The sequence below is a fragment of the Pseudoalteromonas sp. S1650 genome, assembly GCF_005887195.1.
GTDB classification, from domain to species: Bacteria; Pseudomonadota; Gammaproteobacteria; order Enterobacterales; family Alteromonadaceae; genus Pseudoalteromonas; species Pseudoalteromonas simplex.
In genome coordinates this window covers 22,141-37,932 of record NZ_PNDF01000022.1, presented here as the reverse complement: position 1 = coordinate 37,932, position 15,792 = coordinate 22,141, and the positions used below count along the sequence as shown (strand labels likewise).

Below are 15,792 nucleotides of genomic sequence, written 5' to 3'. Positions count from 1 at the left end.
CTCTTATTCGGTTTCTGCGTTGAGTTTTTTACGCAATGCTTGATGAATTTTAGCCTGTTCTTCGTCTGTTAATGCTTGGTATTCGTTATTTGATACCACGAAGAAATCTTCTGCACGCTCACCAACTGTGGTGATCCGTGCGGCATGAATATGTAATAAGTGCGCTTGAAATACTTCCGCAATTTTTGTTAATAGACCCGGAATATCCACCGCTTGAATTTCAATTAAGCTGCGGTCTTTACGGGCATGCGGTCTAAGCACAATTTTTGGTTTGATATTAAAGTCTTTGAAGCGCTGAGAGCGATTCTTTTTAAGGCGAATTTTCTTTTTCGGGTCGCTAATTGCAAGATCTAAAGCACGTTTAATGCCTTGCGAACGGTTACTCGCAATCGGGTCACCATTGACCTCTAAAATAACAAAGCTAAATAGCACGTAGCCATCTTTTGTGGTCAGTACTTGCGCATGTTGAATTTGCGCTTTTTTCGAACCAATCACACTAACTAAACGTGAGAATAAACTGCCCGAGTAAGGGCTATAAGCAAATACTTGTGTACCACCATGCATTGCGGTGTTAGACACGGCAACGCTAGGCTGGCTTAAATCGTCACAGCTTAGTAGGTGCTCTGTGTGCCACGAAATCTGTTGCTCACTAAAAGCGGTAAAGTAATTGGCTTTAAAGCGACTCCAAATTAAGTCGATTTGATCTTCGTTACAACCGTGGTTCAGTAAGCGCTGTTTGGCTTGCTGTTTTTTATCACGTATTTGATCACGTTGGTCCATTGGGTTTTCAAGCCCTAAACGAAGCGCGCGCTGGGTGTGTAAATACAGTTCACGTAGTAGGGTATTTTTCCAATCGTTCCATAGGTTATCGTTAGTTGCGCGAATATCGGCTAACGTTAAGCAGTACAAGTAATCAAGCTGACGCTCATTTTTCACTTTACTTGCAAAGTCTTTAATCACATCTGGGTCATTAATATCTTTGCGCTGCGCTGTAACCGACATAAGTAAGTGATTAGCCACTAACCACGAAATAAGCTTGCCATCTGAGGCTGGGAAGCGGTGTAGTTTAGCAAACGCGATTGCATCAACTGAGCCAAGCTCAGAGTGATCGCCACCACGGCCTTTAGCAATATCATGGAAAATACCGGCTAAATAAAGTAACTCAGGCTTGTCCATACGAGTGACAATTTCACTACATAACGGAAATTCGCTGACTTTTGATTTATCAAAATACTTATAAATATTGTTGATGAGTTTATGGGTATGTTCATCCACGGTGTAGGCATGGAATAAATCGAACTGCATTTGCCCAAAGATATTACGCCACTGTGGTAAGTAGGCAGCGATAATACCGTGCTTGTGCATCAGTGTAAATGCGCGCCCCATACCGTTAGGGTGTTTGATTAAACGCAAAAATGCTTCGCGACAGGCGGCGTAATCTTGTAAATCACCCAATAAACGACGGCGAACTTGGCGCATTGTACGTATGGTACTTGGGTAAATATGGGTGATTTCTGGGTTATCAGCAATATGCTCGAACAATACAAATAGCTGATCACGGCGGAAGAACACAGACGGATTCTTAACACGAATTTGATGACCAATACGCTCAAAGTTACGGTCAAGCTCAATCACAGGTAACTCACCAGCACCCGGTAAAATGCTTTGCTCAAAGTATGAAAGCAGCATTTGGTTAAGCTCACGTACGCGGCTCATGATCCTAAATAAGCGTTTCATCATGCGCTCGACCGAGGCTTTACCGTCACTACCAAAGCCGAGGATTTCAGCGGCGTTAGGCTGATGATCGAACAATAAGCGGTTTTCAGAGCGACCCGCAGCGATGTGTAGCGCAAAACGAATGTTCCATAGGTTTTCTAAACACTCAGACAGCTCTTGGTATTCTTCGTGAGTAAGATAGCCGTGATTTATAAGTTCTTGTAATGTCTCGGCTCTAAAGTGCTTTTTAGCAACCCAAATAATGGTCTGTAAGTCGCGCAGGCCACCCGGGTTCTCTTTGATATTCGGCTCAAGGTTATAAGCTGTACCATGGCATTTTTTATGGCGTAAACTTTGTTCTTGTACTTTTGCCAAAAAGAATTCGTCTGAGCGCCAAATCGGCGTATCAATTAAATGATTTTTTAATTTTTCGAATTCGATATGGTTACCGAAAATTAATCGGCTTTCGAGTAAGCTGGTGGCAAATGTCACATCTTCACGTTTTTGTTCTAATGCTTGTTCTATAGTGCGAACGCTGTGACCAATTTCTAAATTTAGATCCCAAAGCATGGTAACGAACTGGCCAATTTTCTCGCACACGGCTTCACTTGGCTGCTCGCTAACCAGCAACATAAAGTCGATATCGGAATAGGGGTGCAGTTCGCCACGACCATAACCACCCACAGCAATCAGGGCTAAGTCACTTTCATGAGCAAGGTCGTAATCGTGAAACAGTTTAATTAATAAGCGGTCGATAAACTCAGCGCGGGCATTAATTAAGTTGCTAACGGGTTGTTTTGAGAATTCGTTCTGTAGCCATTTATAAAAATAACTAGAACAGTCGCGATAATCGCTAAGTTGCTCAGCTTGGCTGAGCAACTTTTTTACTTTATTGGGTAATGCCACTGGGGCTGGCTCCTAGTGTTCGATGATCCTGTCAATAGTATCATCTGATCGGAGCGTTAAAATTTCAACACCATTTTCAGTTACTAACAGTGTATGTTCCCACTGTGCAGACAATGAACGGTCTTTTGTTACAACTGTCCAGTTGTCTTTAAGTAGCTTACATTGGCGTTTACCAGCATTAACCATAGGTTCGATTGTTAAGCACATACCTGCTTTTAATACTTCACCAGTACCTGCTTTACCATAGTGCATTACTTGAGGTTCTTCGTGGAACTCAGCACCAATACCGTGGCCACAGTATTCACGTACGATTGAATAGCTAAAGCCCTCTGCGTATTTTTGAATTGCAGCACCAATATCACCTAAGTGTACGCCTGGTTTTACCATTTTAATTGCAAGGTAAAGGCTTTCTTGGGTGATATCTGCAAGACGCTTGCCTTGAATGTTAGGCGTACCAACGTGGAACATCTTCGATGTATCACCGTGATAGCCATCTTTGATCACAGTCACGTCGATATTGACGCTATCGCCTTCTTTAAGTGGTTTGTCATTTGGAATACCGTGACAAATTACATGGTTCACTGAGGTGCAAATTGATTTTGGGAAACCGTGATAATTAAGCGGTGCTGGAATAGCATCTTGAACATTAACAATATAATCATGACAAATTGTATTTAGTTCATCTGTGGTTACACCTGGCACCACATGCGGTTCTATCATTTCTAGTACCTCGGCGGCTAAGCGCCCGGCAACACGCATTTTTTCGATTTCTTCAGGGGTCTTGATCACAGCACTCATTGAGGCTCCAAAGTTGTTTTTCAGGTCAGTTTTTAGTGCACAAATTTTGCACTAGACGTTGAGTTTTCAATTTTAATATGGTATAAAGCGCGCCGTCTTTTTACAAATAAATTCTTAACTGATTTTTTGTATTTAAGGCAAACACAATTTTATTTTAACACACACACGTATCGTCACATACACTTGGGTGCACTTAAGTTACAAATTAACTACGGTGTTGGTGCTATGGGATATGTGGAGGCCTAACCCTAAATTATAGAGGATTATACAAATGGCAAACGTTTCAATGCGCGATATGCTTCAAGCTGGTGTTCACTTTGGTCACCAGGCACGTTACTGGAACCCTAAGATGAAGCCTTTCATCTTCGGCGCTCGTAACCGTGTTCATATCATCAACCTAGAGCAAACTGTACCAATGTTCAACGAAGCACTTAAGTTCTTATCGAACGCAGCTTCTAACAAAGGTAAAGTACTTTTCGTTGGTACTAAGCGCGCAGCAAGCGAAGCAGTTAAAGAAGCCGCTCTTCAAAGCGAGCAGTTCTACGTAAACCACCGTTGGTTAGGTGGTATGTTGACTAACTGGAAAACAGTTCGTCAATCAATCAAGCGTCTTAAAGACCTTGAAGCGCAAAGCCAAGACGGTACTTTCGAGAAATTAACTAAGAAAGAAGCGTTAATGCTTACTCGTGAAATGGAAAAGCTTGAAAAGAGCCTTGGTGGTATCAAAGACATGGGCGGTCTTCCAGACGCGCTTTTCGTTATCGATGCAGACCACGAGCACATCGCTATCCGTGAAGCTAACAACCTAGGTATCCCAGTTGTTGCTATCGTTGATACTAACTCTAACCCAGACGGTGTTGATTACATCGTACCTGGTAACGACGATGCGATCCGTGCTATCCAACTTTACACTGGCGCTGTATCAGCTGCGATCACTGAAGGTCGTGAGAACAACATCGTTGCTCAAGCTGAGAAAGACGACTTCGTAGAAGCTGAGTAATTAGCTGTCATCAAGTCTTCATCTAATTAAGATGAAGACTTGTTATTCTTGTTAAGCGGCCTATACCGCTTCCCTATAACAGAATTCAATTGAGGATATTCTAATGGCTGTAACTGCTGCCCTAGTTAAAGAATTACGCGAGCGTACTGGCGCTGGCATGATGGATTGTAAAAAAGCGTTAACTGAAACTAACGGTGACATCGAGTTAGCGATCGAAAACATGCGTAAGAGCGGTGCTGCAAAGGCTGCTAAAAAAGCAGGTAACATCGCTGCTGAAGGTACAATCTTAATCAAAGAAGGTAACGGTTTCGCTGCACTTCTTGAAGTTAACTGTCAAACTGACTTCGTTGCTAAAGACGCTAACTTCCTTGGTTTCGCTAACCAAGTTCTTGACGCTGCTGCAGAATCTAAAGCAGACATCGAAGCACTTAAAGCACAATTCGAAGAAACTCGTGTTGCTCTAGTTGCTAAAATCGGTGAAAACATCAACGTTCGTCGCGTTGAGTACATCGACGGTGACAAGCTTTCTTCTTATCGCCACGGCGACCGTATCGGTGTTGTTGTAGTTGGTGAAGCTGACGAAGAAACACTTAAGCAAGTTGCTATGCACGTAGCTGCGTCTAAGCCTGAGTTCGTAAACCCAGAAGACGTACCAGCTGACGTTGTTGAAAAAGAAAAAGCAGTTCAAATCGATATCGCGATGAACGAAGGCAAGCCTGCTGAAATCGCTGAGAAAATGGTTATCGGTCGTATGAAGAAATTCACTGGTGAGATCTCTCTTACTGGTCAAGCTTTCATCATGGAACCTAAAAAATCAGTTGGCGAAATTCTTAAAGAGAAAGGCGCAACTGTTACTAACTTCATCCGTTTAGAAGTTGGTGAAGGTATCGAGCGTAAAGAAGAAGACTTCGCTGCTGAAGTAGCTGCACAAATCGCTGCTGCAAAAGGCGAGTAATTTTCTAACTTAGTGACGTAGGGCAATAAGATGAAATTAATCTGCTATTAGCTTTTGCGTCACTGATGAAAATTCTTTAAAATAACCGCGTTTTATGTGTAACCATAGCGCGGTTATTTTTTATCTCATTACTAAGGCTGGCCCAAATATTATGACTATCAATCGTAAACCTATTTTTAGACGTGTTCTTCTTAAACTTAGCGGTGAAGCATTAATGGGAGACGAAGGCTTCGGCATCGACCCAAAAGTACTTGACCGTATGGCTCAAGAAATTAAAGAACTTGTAGAGCTCGACGTAGAAGTAGGTTTAGTTATCGGTGGCGGTAACTTCTTGCGTGGTGGTTCATTAGCAGAAGCGGGTATGAACCGCGTAGTTGGCGACCACATGGGTATGCTTGCCACTGTAATGAATGGTTTGGCAATGCGCGATGCACTGCACCGTGCATTTGTAAATTGTCGTTTAATGTCTGCTATCCCACTGAACGGTGTGTGTGATGCTTACAACTGGGCAGAAGCTATCAGCCTATTAAAATCTGGCCGCGTTGTAATTTTCTCAGCGGGTACAGGTAACCCATTCTTCACGACTGACTCAGCAGCGTGTTTACGTGGTATTGAAATTGAAGCAGATACTGTAATCAAAGCGACTAAAGTGGATGGTGTTTACTCTGATGATCCAGTGAAAAACCCAGACGCTACACTATATCGCCACTTAAGCTACAATGAAATCATTGAAAAAGAGCTTAAGGTTATGGATTTAGCTGCATTTACGCTGGCGCGTGACCACAACATGCCATTAAGCGTATTTAACATGAATAAATCAGGCGCGCTTAAGCGTGTTATTATGGGCGAAGATGAAGGAACGCTTATCTCTTCACAAGCCTCAGACGAAACTAGCAAATAGATTAGGATTGAACCGTGATTAACGATATCAAAAAAGATGCGTCAGAACGTATGCAAAAAAGTGTTGCGGCACTAGGCAGTCAATTATCTAAAATTCGCACAGGCCGTGCGCACCCAGCATTACTTGACGGTATTCAAGTGTCTTACTACGGTGCTGACACGCCATTAAACCAAGTTGCTAACGTAACAATTGAAGACTCTCGTACACTTGCAATTAGCGTGTTCGATAAGTCACTAGCGCAAGCAGTAGAAAAAGCGATCATGGCTTCAGATTTAGGTTTAAACCCAATGTCTGCAGGTACTGTTATTCGTGTTCCACTTCCTCCACTTACAGAAGAGCGTCGTAAAGACCTTATCAAAATCGTACGTGGCGAAGTTGAAAGCGGTCGTGTTGCTGTACGTAACATCCGTCGTGATGCAAATGGCGACATTAAGAGCTTATTGAAAGAAAAAGATATTTCTGAAGATGAAGCACGTCAAGCAGAAGACGAGATCCAAAAGCTTACTGATAAGTTCATCAAAGAGATGGACGCACAACTAGCTGCAAAAGAAGCTGAGTTAATGGAAATCTAATCGCTGCTGTTTATCTTTCAGACACTGATTCTGTAAGTAAACAGGCGTAACTAAATTTATTAGTTTTGAAACGCCGTCTAGGGTATACTAGACGGCGTTTTTTTATGGAATACTCGATATTTATGGTTCTTAACGCTGATAAAATTTCCCAGCAAAGTTTGCCTAAGCATGTCGCTATAATCATGGATGGCAACGGACGTTGGGCACAAGCGAAAAATCGCCCACGTGTTTATGGGCACAAAAAGGGCGTTGATGCGGTTCGTCAATCAGTGCAATTTTGTACTCGCTTAGGTATACAGTCGTTAACACTATTCGCATTTAGTAGCGAAAATTGGCGACGTCCAGAAGACGAAGTAAATACGCTCATGGAGCTATTTTTATTTGTACTGGGCAAAGAAGTTAAAAAACTTCATAAAAATAATGTAAAGCTAAACATAATTGGTGATTTATCACGCTTTTCAGAAGGTTTGCGCAATAAAGTTGATGCAGCCCATGAATTAACTCGTAATAATACGGGTCTACAGTTAAACGTGGCAGCTAATTATGGTGGACGTTGGGATATTACTAACGCCGCAACAACGCTTGCGAAAAAAGTCGCAGCCGGTGAAATGGCCGCAGAAGATATTACTGAAGAGCTAATGGCTGAACAAATGAGTATGGCCGACCAAGGTGAGCTTGATTTAATGATCCGCACCGGTGGAGATTTACGCATCAGTAATTTCCTTTTATGGCAAGCGGCTTATGCTGAGCTTTACTTTACCGATACGCTTTGGCCAGACTTCAATGAAGCTGCATTTGCTGACGCTATCGCATGTTACGTTGCCAGAGAGCGACGATTTGGTTGTACAGGCGAACAAATAAAACAATTACTCGCCGAGACCTAATTACTAGTTGAAGGTACACACATTGCTAAAACAACGAATTTTAACCTCGCTCGTGTTGGCACCACTTGCACTTATTTTGGTTTTTTATACCCCATTAACACTATTTAGTTATATCGCCGCTGGTATTGTTTTGCTCGGTGCGTGGGAATGGTCTGCATTTATGGGCCTATGCGATAAAGTTAAACGTTTTGGATTTGTTGCAGCAACGGCTGCATTTTTGGCATTACTTAACTGGCATTGGCCCATTGAATCACTTTGGCAAAATGGTCAATTAGTGGGTGATGCAAACTACCTATTTACCTTGTCATTTGCATGGTGGATTGTGGCAACTTATTTAGTTTGGCGCTACCCAGCTATGGCAAAGGCTTGGAATGAAGGCATTGTAATGCGTGCCATTGCAGGCTTTTTAACGCTAGTGCCACTTTGGCTTGCACTAAATACACTACGTAGCGCAGGGTATGGTGAATCTACTCACTTTGGTTCAATGTTAATTTTAGTTGTACTTGGTATTGTATGGAGCGCTGATATTGGTGCTTACTTTACTGGTAAAAACTTAGGTAAACGTAAACTAATGCCAAAGGTAAGTCCTAATAAAACGATTGAAGGTTTATTAGGTGGTGTAGTAGCTTCGGTTGTTTTTGTTTTAGCATTTTGTTACTTCACTAATGTTGATATGAGTGTTTGGCCAATCTATGCCGTGATGACTGCATTTATTGCGTTATTTTCAGCGGTGGGCGATTTACTCGAAAGTATGTTTAAACGTGAGGTTGGCTTGAAAGACAGCGGTTCATGTTTACCAGGTCATGGCGGTATTTTAGACCGTATTGATAGCTTAACCGCAGCTGCGCCAATTTTTGTACTTTGCTACGCATGGACACTGAGTTTATGAGCAAAGTAGAGCAACTTGTCGTACTGGGCGCAACTGGTTCAATCGGTTTAAGCACCTTAGATGTTGTTTCTAGAAACCCGGAACGTTTCGAGGTTTTTGCTTTAGCGGCGGGTAAAAATGCCGAGCAAATGGCTGAGTTGTGTATCGCACATCAGCCTAAGTTTGCTGTAATGGCTGATCAACAAGCCGCTAGTGCGTTATCAAATTTACTTGCAAATAGCTCGTGTAACACACAGGTGCTAGCAGGTGTTGAGGCGATGTGTGAGCTTGCTGCACATACAGATGTTGATGCAGTGATGTCGGCGATAGTAGGTGCAGCAGGTCTGTTACCGACTTTAAGTGCAGTTGAAGCTGGCAAAAAAGTGTTGCTAGCAAATAAAGAATCCTTGGTTATGTCGGGTCAGTTGTTTATTGATAAAGTAAAACAACATGGCGCCACTTTACTGCCTATCGACAGCGAACATAATGCGATTTTCCAATGTATGCCTGCATCATTACAGAATGCATCAGGCCTACTTGCTGATAATGGTGTAGGCAAAATCTTGCTTACAGGTTCTGGCGGTCCTTTCTTAACGCGTGATTTAGCGACATTACCATTAGTGACTGTTGCTGAGGCAGTGGCACATCCAAACTGGTCAATGGGACAAAAGATTTCTGTTGATTCAGCGACTATGATGAATAAAGGCCTAGAGTTTATAGAAGCCAAGTGGCTGTTTAACTGCTGTGCCAGTGATATTGAAGTGGTGATCCACCCACAAAGTATTATTCACTCTATGGTGCAATATCAAGATGGCTCAGTGCTTGCGCAAATGGGCAATCCAGATATGCGCACACCAATTGCTCATGCTTTAGCTTTTCCTGAGCGTGTCGATGCGGGTGTAAAACCGCTCGATTTTTCACAAATGGCTGACTTTACCTTCACTAAACCAGATTATGCTCGTTACCCTAATTTAAAACTTGCCATTGATGCGTGTGAAATGGGGCAAGGTGCAACCACCACAGTAAATGCGGCGAATGAAATTGCCGTTGCAGCATTTCTAAATGGACAAATCGGCTTTACAGATATTTATCGAATTAACGCTGAAACGCTCAATGCAACACAAAATATCAACGTGCAGACCCTCGATGAGATTTTAGCTTGCGACCAAGCTGCACGTGTAAAAGCGACTGAGTTTGTAAAAAGAGGCATCAACTAGCATGTTTGATTTTTTCTGGAATCTTGGCTCATTTATTCTCGCCTTAGGTATTTTAGTGACTGTGCATGAATATGGTCATTTCTGGGTTGCGCGAAAAGCGGGCGTGAAAGTGCTACGTTTTTCAATTGGCTTTGGTAAGCCGTTGATCAAGTGGTACGACAAACAGCAAACCGAATATGTGATTGCTGCAATCCCACTAGGTGGTTATGTCAAAATGCTTGATGAGCGTGTTGACGAAGTGCCGCCAGAGCAGCGTCATTTATCATTTAATGCTAAATCAGTAAAAGCACGTATTGCGATTGTGGCTGCTGGCCCGATGGCAAACTTTTTATTCGCTATTTTTGCACTTGCTGTGATGTATATGGTGGGGGTGCAGTCATTAAAACCTGTGGTGGGTGAGGTGACTCAAGGCAGCCGTGCCGCTGCTGCTAAGATTGAGCCAAACCAGCAAATTATTAAAATTGGTGAAGACGACATTAACACTTGGCAAGATGCTACATTCTCGCTTATGAGTCGCTTAGGTGAGCAAAGTGTTGTGGTAACGCTTCGTGATCAAAATTATCAAAAACATGTGCGTACTCTTAATTTAGATGGTTGGAAATTAGATCAACAAGACGTTCCGCCATTAACCTCGATAGGTATTGTACCGTTTCGCCCTAAGGCACTTTTAGAAGTGGCCATGATCAGTAAAGGCTCGGCGGCAGAAGCTGCAGGTTTACAGGTTAACGACAAAATACTTGCTGTAAATGGTGAAAATATCAGCAGTTGGAGCAAGTTAGTTTCATTAATTCAGCAATCACCTAACAAATCCTTACAATTTAGTGTACAAAGGCAAGATAGTATAAAAGAACTGACGGTAACGCCACAAAGCAGAACCAATGATGCAGGCGTTGCTCAAGGATTTTTAGGCGTGTCTCCGGTGGTCGAGCCATGGCCAGAAAACTATATTGAAACTAGACATTATGGCCCCGTCGATAGTATTGTGCTGGGCATACAAGAAACATGGCGTTTAATTACCCTTAGTTTTGACATGATTGGTAATTTAATTACTGGTCAGGTGTCGGTTAAAAATTTAAGTGGTCCGGTGGGCATTGCAGTTGGCGCGGGAACTAGCGTAAGCTATGGCTTGGTTGCCTTTTTAAGCTTTTTAGCATTAATTAGTGTAAACCTTGGTGTATTTAACTTATTGCCGCTGCCAGTGCTAGATGGTGGGCACTTAATGTATTACATAATTGAACTTTTTCGCAAAAAGCCGGTCTCTGAGAAGACGCAAGAATTTGGTTTTAAAGTGGGGGCCTTGCTGCTTCTATTTTTAACATGTTTCGCTTTGTTCAATGATGTATCGCGTTTATAACAAGTAAGCGAAAAATTCCAATTTGAACACGATTGTAAAACACCAAAAAGTTTATTTAAAAAGGTGTTGAGCGGTAATACAGTTGTAAAGGATAAAGATAACAAAATGGCTATAAAAAAACATTTGGCAGTTTCAAGTTTATTAGGCGCTAGCTTTGCAGCCCTAGGCCAAAACTCCTTTATTGTAGAAGATTTAAAAGTTGAAGGTTTACAGCGTGTTGCACTGGGTGCTGCGTTAACGCATATTCCGATCAATGTGGGCGATAATATTGATGAGTACACAATTTCAAGAACCATAAAGGCTCTCTATCGTTCTGGTCACTTTGACAATATTAAAGCATTACGTGATGGCAACAGTGTTATCTTCCGAGTGACTGAGCGCCCAACGATCAGTATGATCGAATTTGATGGCAATAAAGATATCAAAGATGAGCAGCTAAATGAGTCGCTAGACCAGCAGGATATCCGTACTGGTGAGCCGCTTGATAAAACAGTTCTTGATAACATTGAAAAAGGTCTAGTTGAATTCTTCCACAGTATTGGTAAGTACAATGCAAAGGTAGAAGTTAGTATCACTAAGTTACCTCGAAATCGTGTAAAACTATTATTTGAATTTGATGAAGGTGATGCTGCATCAATTCGTCAAATCAATCTCGTTGGTAACGAACTTTTCTCTGATGAAGAGCTGCTTAAATTAGCTGAGTCACAGCAAGATTTGCCGTGGTGGAAGTTCATGTCGAGCGACCGTTATCAAAAGCAAACCATTGAAGGCGATTTAGAGAAAATTCGCAGTTACTACCTAGACCGTGGTTACCTGCGCTTTAATATCGATTCAACACAAGTATCTGTAAGCCCTGAGCGTGACTCTGTTTATGTAACAGCAAATATCACCGAAGGCGTTAAATACAAAGTGAAAGGCTTTGACTTTATTGGTGACTTGTTAGGTCGTGAAGAACTCATCAGAAGTGTTATCCCGCTGAAAACAGGTGAGCTTTATAATGGCTCTGTTGTGACCTCTTCAGAAGAGTTTATCAAAAGCTACTTAGCGCGTTTTGGTTATGCTAATGCTGAAGTGCGTACCATCCCAGAAATTGATGATGAAAATAAAGAAGTTCAATTAACGCTATCGGTTAATCCGGGTAAGCGTGTTTATGTTCGTCGTATCATTGTGGGTGGTAACCAAAATACCTCTGATGAAGTAGTGCGCCGTGAAATGACACAGCTTGAAGGTGCGTGGTTGTCCAATCAAAGCCTTGAGCGCTCTAAACTGCAAATTCAGCGTTTACCCTACATGGAAAGCGTTGATTTTAATGTGGTGCCAGTACCAGGTGTAGATGACCAAGTTGATGTAGATTTTACTGTGAAAGAACAATCTGCAGGTAGCTTTAACGCAGGCCTTGCCTATGGTTCTTACTTAGGTCTGCAATTTAACATTGGTGTCAGTGAATCAAACTTCTTAGGGACCGGTAACCAAATTGGTTTCAACATCAATACCTCACGTGGTTCTGAGCGTATTAGTGTGTCTTATACTGATCCTTACTTTACGCCTGATGGTGTATCGCAAGGTAGTAGCATTTTCTACAGTAACTACGATGCGAGTAAGTTTAGCCTAATCGACTATAAATCGAAGAGCTATGGTATTGGTACTAACATTGGTTTCCCAATCGATGCAGTAAACCGTATTAACTTTGGTGTTCGTTGGGTACAAGAAGAACTGTCAGATATTGCTGAGTACGAGCAAACACGTGTTATTCGTGAAACCTTCTTAGATCCAAATAACCCAGATGCAGGTTTTGACTTTACTAAGTACGAGCTAAGTGCAGGTTGGTCACGCGTTACTGTGAACCGTGGTTTATTCCCAACAGCAGGTTCGCGCCAATCTCTTAACTTAACTGCAACAACGCCAAACTCTGATTTACAGTACTTTAAGCTAAATTACGATTCACGTTTTTATTGGCCAATCAGTAATGACCATAGCTGGGTATTCTCAACGCGTGCGGCGCTTGCATATGGTAATGGTTATGGTACAACCAATGGTTATGACCAAACACTACCGTTCCAAGAGTTCTTCAGAATAACTGAAATGGAACTACGTGGTTTTGATCGAAATACGATTTTACCACGTGCTGTATCACGTGTTCCGCAAACTATCCCTGGCACGCCATCACATGATGGTGCACCGACAGGTAGCATTGGTGGTGCATCAGAGTTTGACCAGCTTTACACAGCAGGCCGAATTGGTGGTAACGCCAAAGCGGTCGCAGGGATGGAGCTTATTGTTCCAACACCTTTCTTAGATGAAGAAAACACTAGCTCTGTACGTACCAGCTTCTTCGTAGATGCAGCAAACGTATGGGATACAGAGTTTAATATTGACCGTTATCAAAACCTGTCAACAGATGAGCGTGCTAAATTGGATGATTACTCAGATCCGATGCGCTTTAGGGTTTCAACCGGTCTTTCTCTACAATGGATCTCTCCGATGGGTCCAATGCTGATCAGTTTTGCGTATCCATTGCAAAAAGAAGAAGATGACGATACGAAGACCATCAGCTTTAACATTAGTAATACATTCTAAAGGAGTTTTTTCGTGAATAAATCAATTAAATCAACAGCTTTTGCACTACTTGCTACTTTATCTATGGGCCTATCTACTAACGCATTTGCCCACAAAGTAGGTATTGTTGATATGCAAGAAATCTACAAACAAATCCCACAAATGGCGAAAGTAGAGCAAACTTTAGAAGCTGAATTCTCTGAGCGTCGTCAAGAGCTAGAAAAACTTCAAGGTGATATTCGTTTTGAAGCTGAAAAGTTCAAGCGTGAAGCGACAACGATGAGCGACAAGCAAAAAGAAGAATTACGTACTAAGATTCAAGGTATGCAGCAGCAACTTGCTGAAAAAGGTCGTCCTTTAGAGCAAGAAATCAAAATGCGTCAAAACCAAGAGCTGGCTAAAGTTCAAAAGCTAATCTTAGATGCAATCGAAGAAGTAGCGAAAGCTGGCAAATTCGATGAAGTTAAAGTTAAAGAAACAACGATTTATGTTAACCCTAAAACTGTCGATGACTTATCAAGCAAAGTTGTTGAAAAAGTAAGTAAGCAATAGAAATCATATATGCAAAACTACACGCTTTCGCAGATAGCGGATCTTCTGGGCGCTGACCTTCAAGGTGACGGCGCTACAGAGATTAAAAAAATATCTACACTTGCAAATGCCCAACATGGGCATATTGCATTTTTAGCGAACAAGAAATATCGCTCGCAATTAGATGATACTCAAGCAAGTGCGGTGATTTTATCATCAGCAGACGCTGAGTACTTTTCGGGTAATAAGCTCATTGTTGCTAACCCTTATGTTTGTTACGCCAAGCTTGCTCAGCTAATGGACACCACACCGCGCTCAGCAGTGACGGGTATTCACCCTAGTGCAGTCATTCATGATTCAGCTTCGATTGGTAATAATGTCGCGATCGCCGCCAATGTGGTGATTGAAGCGGGTGCTGTTATTGCTGACAATGTGCAGATTGGTCCAAACTGTTTCATTGGTGAGCATGCAAAAATTGGTCAAAGCACTAAGCTTTGGGCAAATGTAAGCATTTACCATGAAGTTGAGATTGGCAGCGACTGTTTATTCCAAGCGAATACAGTCGTGGGCAGCGATGGTTTTGGTTACGCTAATGAGCGTGGGGAATGGGTGAAAATACCGCAACTTGGCCGAGTAATCATCGGTGATAAGGTTGAGGTAGGCGCGTCTACTACGATTGACCGTGGTGCATTAGACGATACGATCATCCATAGTAATGTAATTATCGATAATCAATGTCAAATAGCGCATAATGTCGAGATCGGCTCAGGCACAGCGGTTGCCGGTTGCACGGTTTTTGCCGGAAGCGTCGAGATCGGTAGGAATTGTCAGATTGGTGGTATGGTTGCAATTAATGGTCACCTTAGCGTATGCGATGGTGCTATAATCACCGGCATGAGTATGGTGACGAAAGCAATCACAGAGCCTGGAATCTATTCATCAGGATTACCTCATCAAACTAACAAAGAATGGCGCCGAAGTATTGCCCACATCCGCAATCTTGGCGATATGAAAGACCGCATTAAAGCTCTTGAGTCACTGACTAAGTCACTCAATATTGAAGACAAATAAGGATGCTATTTTGGCAAATGAATTAAATAGTCTTGATATCCAAGATATTTTAAGTTTACTTCCGCATCGTTACCCGATGCTACTTGTTGACCGTGTTCTAGATTACACGCCAGGCGAGTCGTTACATGCGATTAAAAATGTAACAGTGAACGAACCTATTTTTACGGGTCATTTTCCTAATCAACCTATCTTTCCAGGTGTGTTGATTTTAGAAGCAATGGCCCAAGCAACTGGCTTACTTGGCTTTAAGACAGTTGAAAATCGTAGCGATAACGAACTATATTTATTCGCTGCGATTGATAATGCGCGATTTAAACAGCCAGTATTACCTGGCGATACTATGCATTTACATGTAGAGTTTTTAAAAGAGCGCCGCAATATATGGAAGTTTGCAGCAGAAGCAAAAGTTGACGGCAAAGTAGTGTGTACTGCCGAAATCATGTGTGCGAGAAGAGAGTTTTAA

Annotated in this window: 14 protein-coding genes; 12 read left to right on the top strand and 2 right to left on the bottom strand. The window is 42.2% G+C overall.

Going from position 1 to position 15,792, the window contains the following annotated elements; translation table 11 throughout:
* Nucleotides 1–3: 3 nt before the first annotated feature.
* A complete protein-coding gene (gene glnD / locus CWB80_RS07580; protein WP_054553125.1) occupies nt 4–2,622 on the bottom strand; it encodes a [protein-PII] uridylyltransferase in 2,619 nt (872 codons plus the stop codon).
* Nucleotides 2,623–2,634: 12 nt separating this feature from the next.
* Entirely contained in the window at nt 2,635–3,444 is an 810-nt protein-coding gene (gene map / locus CWB80_RS07575) for a type I methionyl aminopeptidase (RefSeq protein ID WP_283235026.1), read from the bottom strand.
* A gap of 247 nt (nt 3,445–3,691) precedes the next feature.
* Here map and rpsB point away from each other — a divergent pair, with 247 nt between their 5' ends.
* The 12 genes from rpsB to fabZ all read left to right on the top strand — a co-directional run bounded on the left by rpsB (nt 3,692) and on the right by fabZ (nt 15,792).
* Nucleotides 3,692–4,420: a 30S ribosomal protein S2 gene (rpsB, locus tag CWB80_RS07570; RefSeq protein WP_054553123.1), complete on the top strand. Its 729-nt coding sequence runs from the start codon at nt 3,692–3,694 to the stop codon at nt 4,418–4,420.
* 103 nt (nt 4,421–4,523) lie between these two features.
* The gene (gene tsf, locus CWB80_RS07565) at nt 4,524–5,375 is read left to right on the top strand and encodes a translation elongation factor Ts (RefSeq protein WP_138599316.1); all 852 of its coding nucleotides are present in this window, start codon (nt 4,524–4,526) and stop codon (nt 5,373–5,375) included.
* 151 nt (nt 5,376–5,526) lie between these two features.
* On the top strand, nt 5,527–6,276 hold the full coding sequence (gene pyrH, locus CWB80_RS07560; protein WP_138599317.1) for a UMP kinase: 750 nt from the start codon (nt 5,527–5,529) through the stop codon (nt 6,274–6,276).
* A 14-nt stretch (nt 6,277–6,290) separates the two neighbouring features.
* Nucleotides 6,291–6,848, top strand: coding sequence for a ribosome recycling factor (frr, locus tag CWB80_RS07555; protein WP_054553121.1), 558 nt, complete (start codon nt 6,291–6,293; stop codon nt 6,846–6,848).
* Between the two features lie 104 nt (nt 6,849–6,952).
* Nucleotides 6,953–7,732 carry an undecaprenyl pyrophosphate synthase gene (uppS, locus tag CWB80_RS07550; protein WP_054553120.1) on the top strand — a complete coding sequence of 260 codons (780 nt, stop codon included), beginning with the start codon at nt 6,953–6,955 and terminating at the stop codon, nt 7,730–7,732.
* 22 nt (nt 7,733–7,754) lie between these two features.
* Nucleotides 7,755–8,621: a phosphatidate cytidylyltransferase gene (locus tag CWB80_RS07545; RefSeq protein WP_138599318.1), complete on the top strand. Its 867-nt coding sequence runs from the start codon at nt 7,755–7,757 to the stop codon at nt 8,619–8,621.
* On the top strand, nt 8,618–9,817 hold the full coding sequence (ispC, locus tag CWB80_RS07540; RefSeq protein WP_138599319.1) for a 1-deoxy-D-xylulose-5-phosphate reductoisomerase: 1,200 nt from the start codon (nt 8,618–8,620) through the stop codon (nt 9,815–9,817). Before CWB80_RS07545 ends, ispC begins: the two co-directional genes overlap by 4 nt.
* Nucleotide 9,818: 1 nt before the next feature.
* Nucleotides 9,819–11,171: a sigma E protease regulator RseP gene (rseP, locus tag CWB80_RS07535; RefSeq protein ID WP_138599320.1), complete on the top strand. Its 1,353-nt coding sequence runs from the start codon at nt 9,819–9,821 to the stop codon at nt 11,169–11,171.
* Nucleotides 11,172–11,276: 105 nt separating this feature from the next.
* Nucleotides 11,277–13,748: an outer membrane protein assembly factor BamA gene (gene bamA / locus CWB80_RS07530; protein ID WP_054553116.1), complete on the top strand. Its 2,472-nt coding sequence runs from the start codon at nt 11,277–11,279 to the stop codon at nt 13,746–13,748.
* 12 nt (nt 13,749–13,760) lie between these two features.
* Nucleotides 13,761–14,279 carry an OmpH/Skp family outer membrane protein gene (locus CWB80_RS07525; protein WP_054553115.1) on the top strand — a complete coding sequence of 173 codons (519 nt, stop codon included), beginning with the start codon at nt 13,761–13,763 and terminating at the stop codon, nt 14,277–14,279.
* 9 nt (nt 14,280–14,288) lie between these two features.
* Nucleotides 14,289–15,329: a UDP-3-O-(3-hydroxymyristoyl)glucosamine N-acyltransferase gene (gene lpxD / locus CWB80_RS07520; RefSeq protein ID WP_054553114.1), complete on the top strand. Its 1,041-nt coding sequence runs from the start codon at nt 14,289–14,291 to the stop codon at nt 15,327–15,329.
* 10 nt (nt 15,330–15,339) lie between these two features.
* Nucleotides 15,340–15,792, top strand: a complete 453-nt coding sequence (fabZ, locus tag CWB80_RS07515; RefSeq protein ID WP_054553113.1) for a 3-hydroxyacyl-ACP dehydratase FabZ — start codon at nt 15,340–15,342, stop codon at nt 15,790–15,792.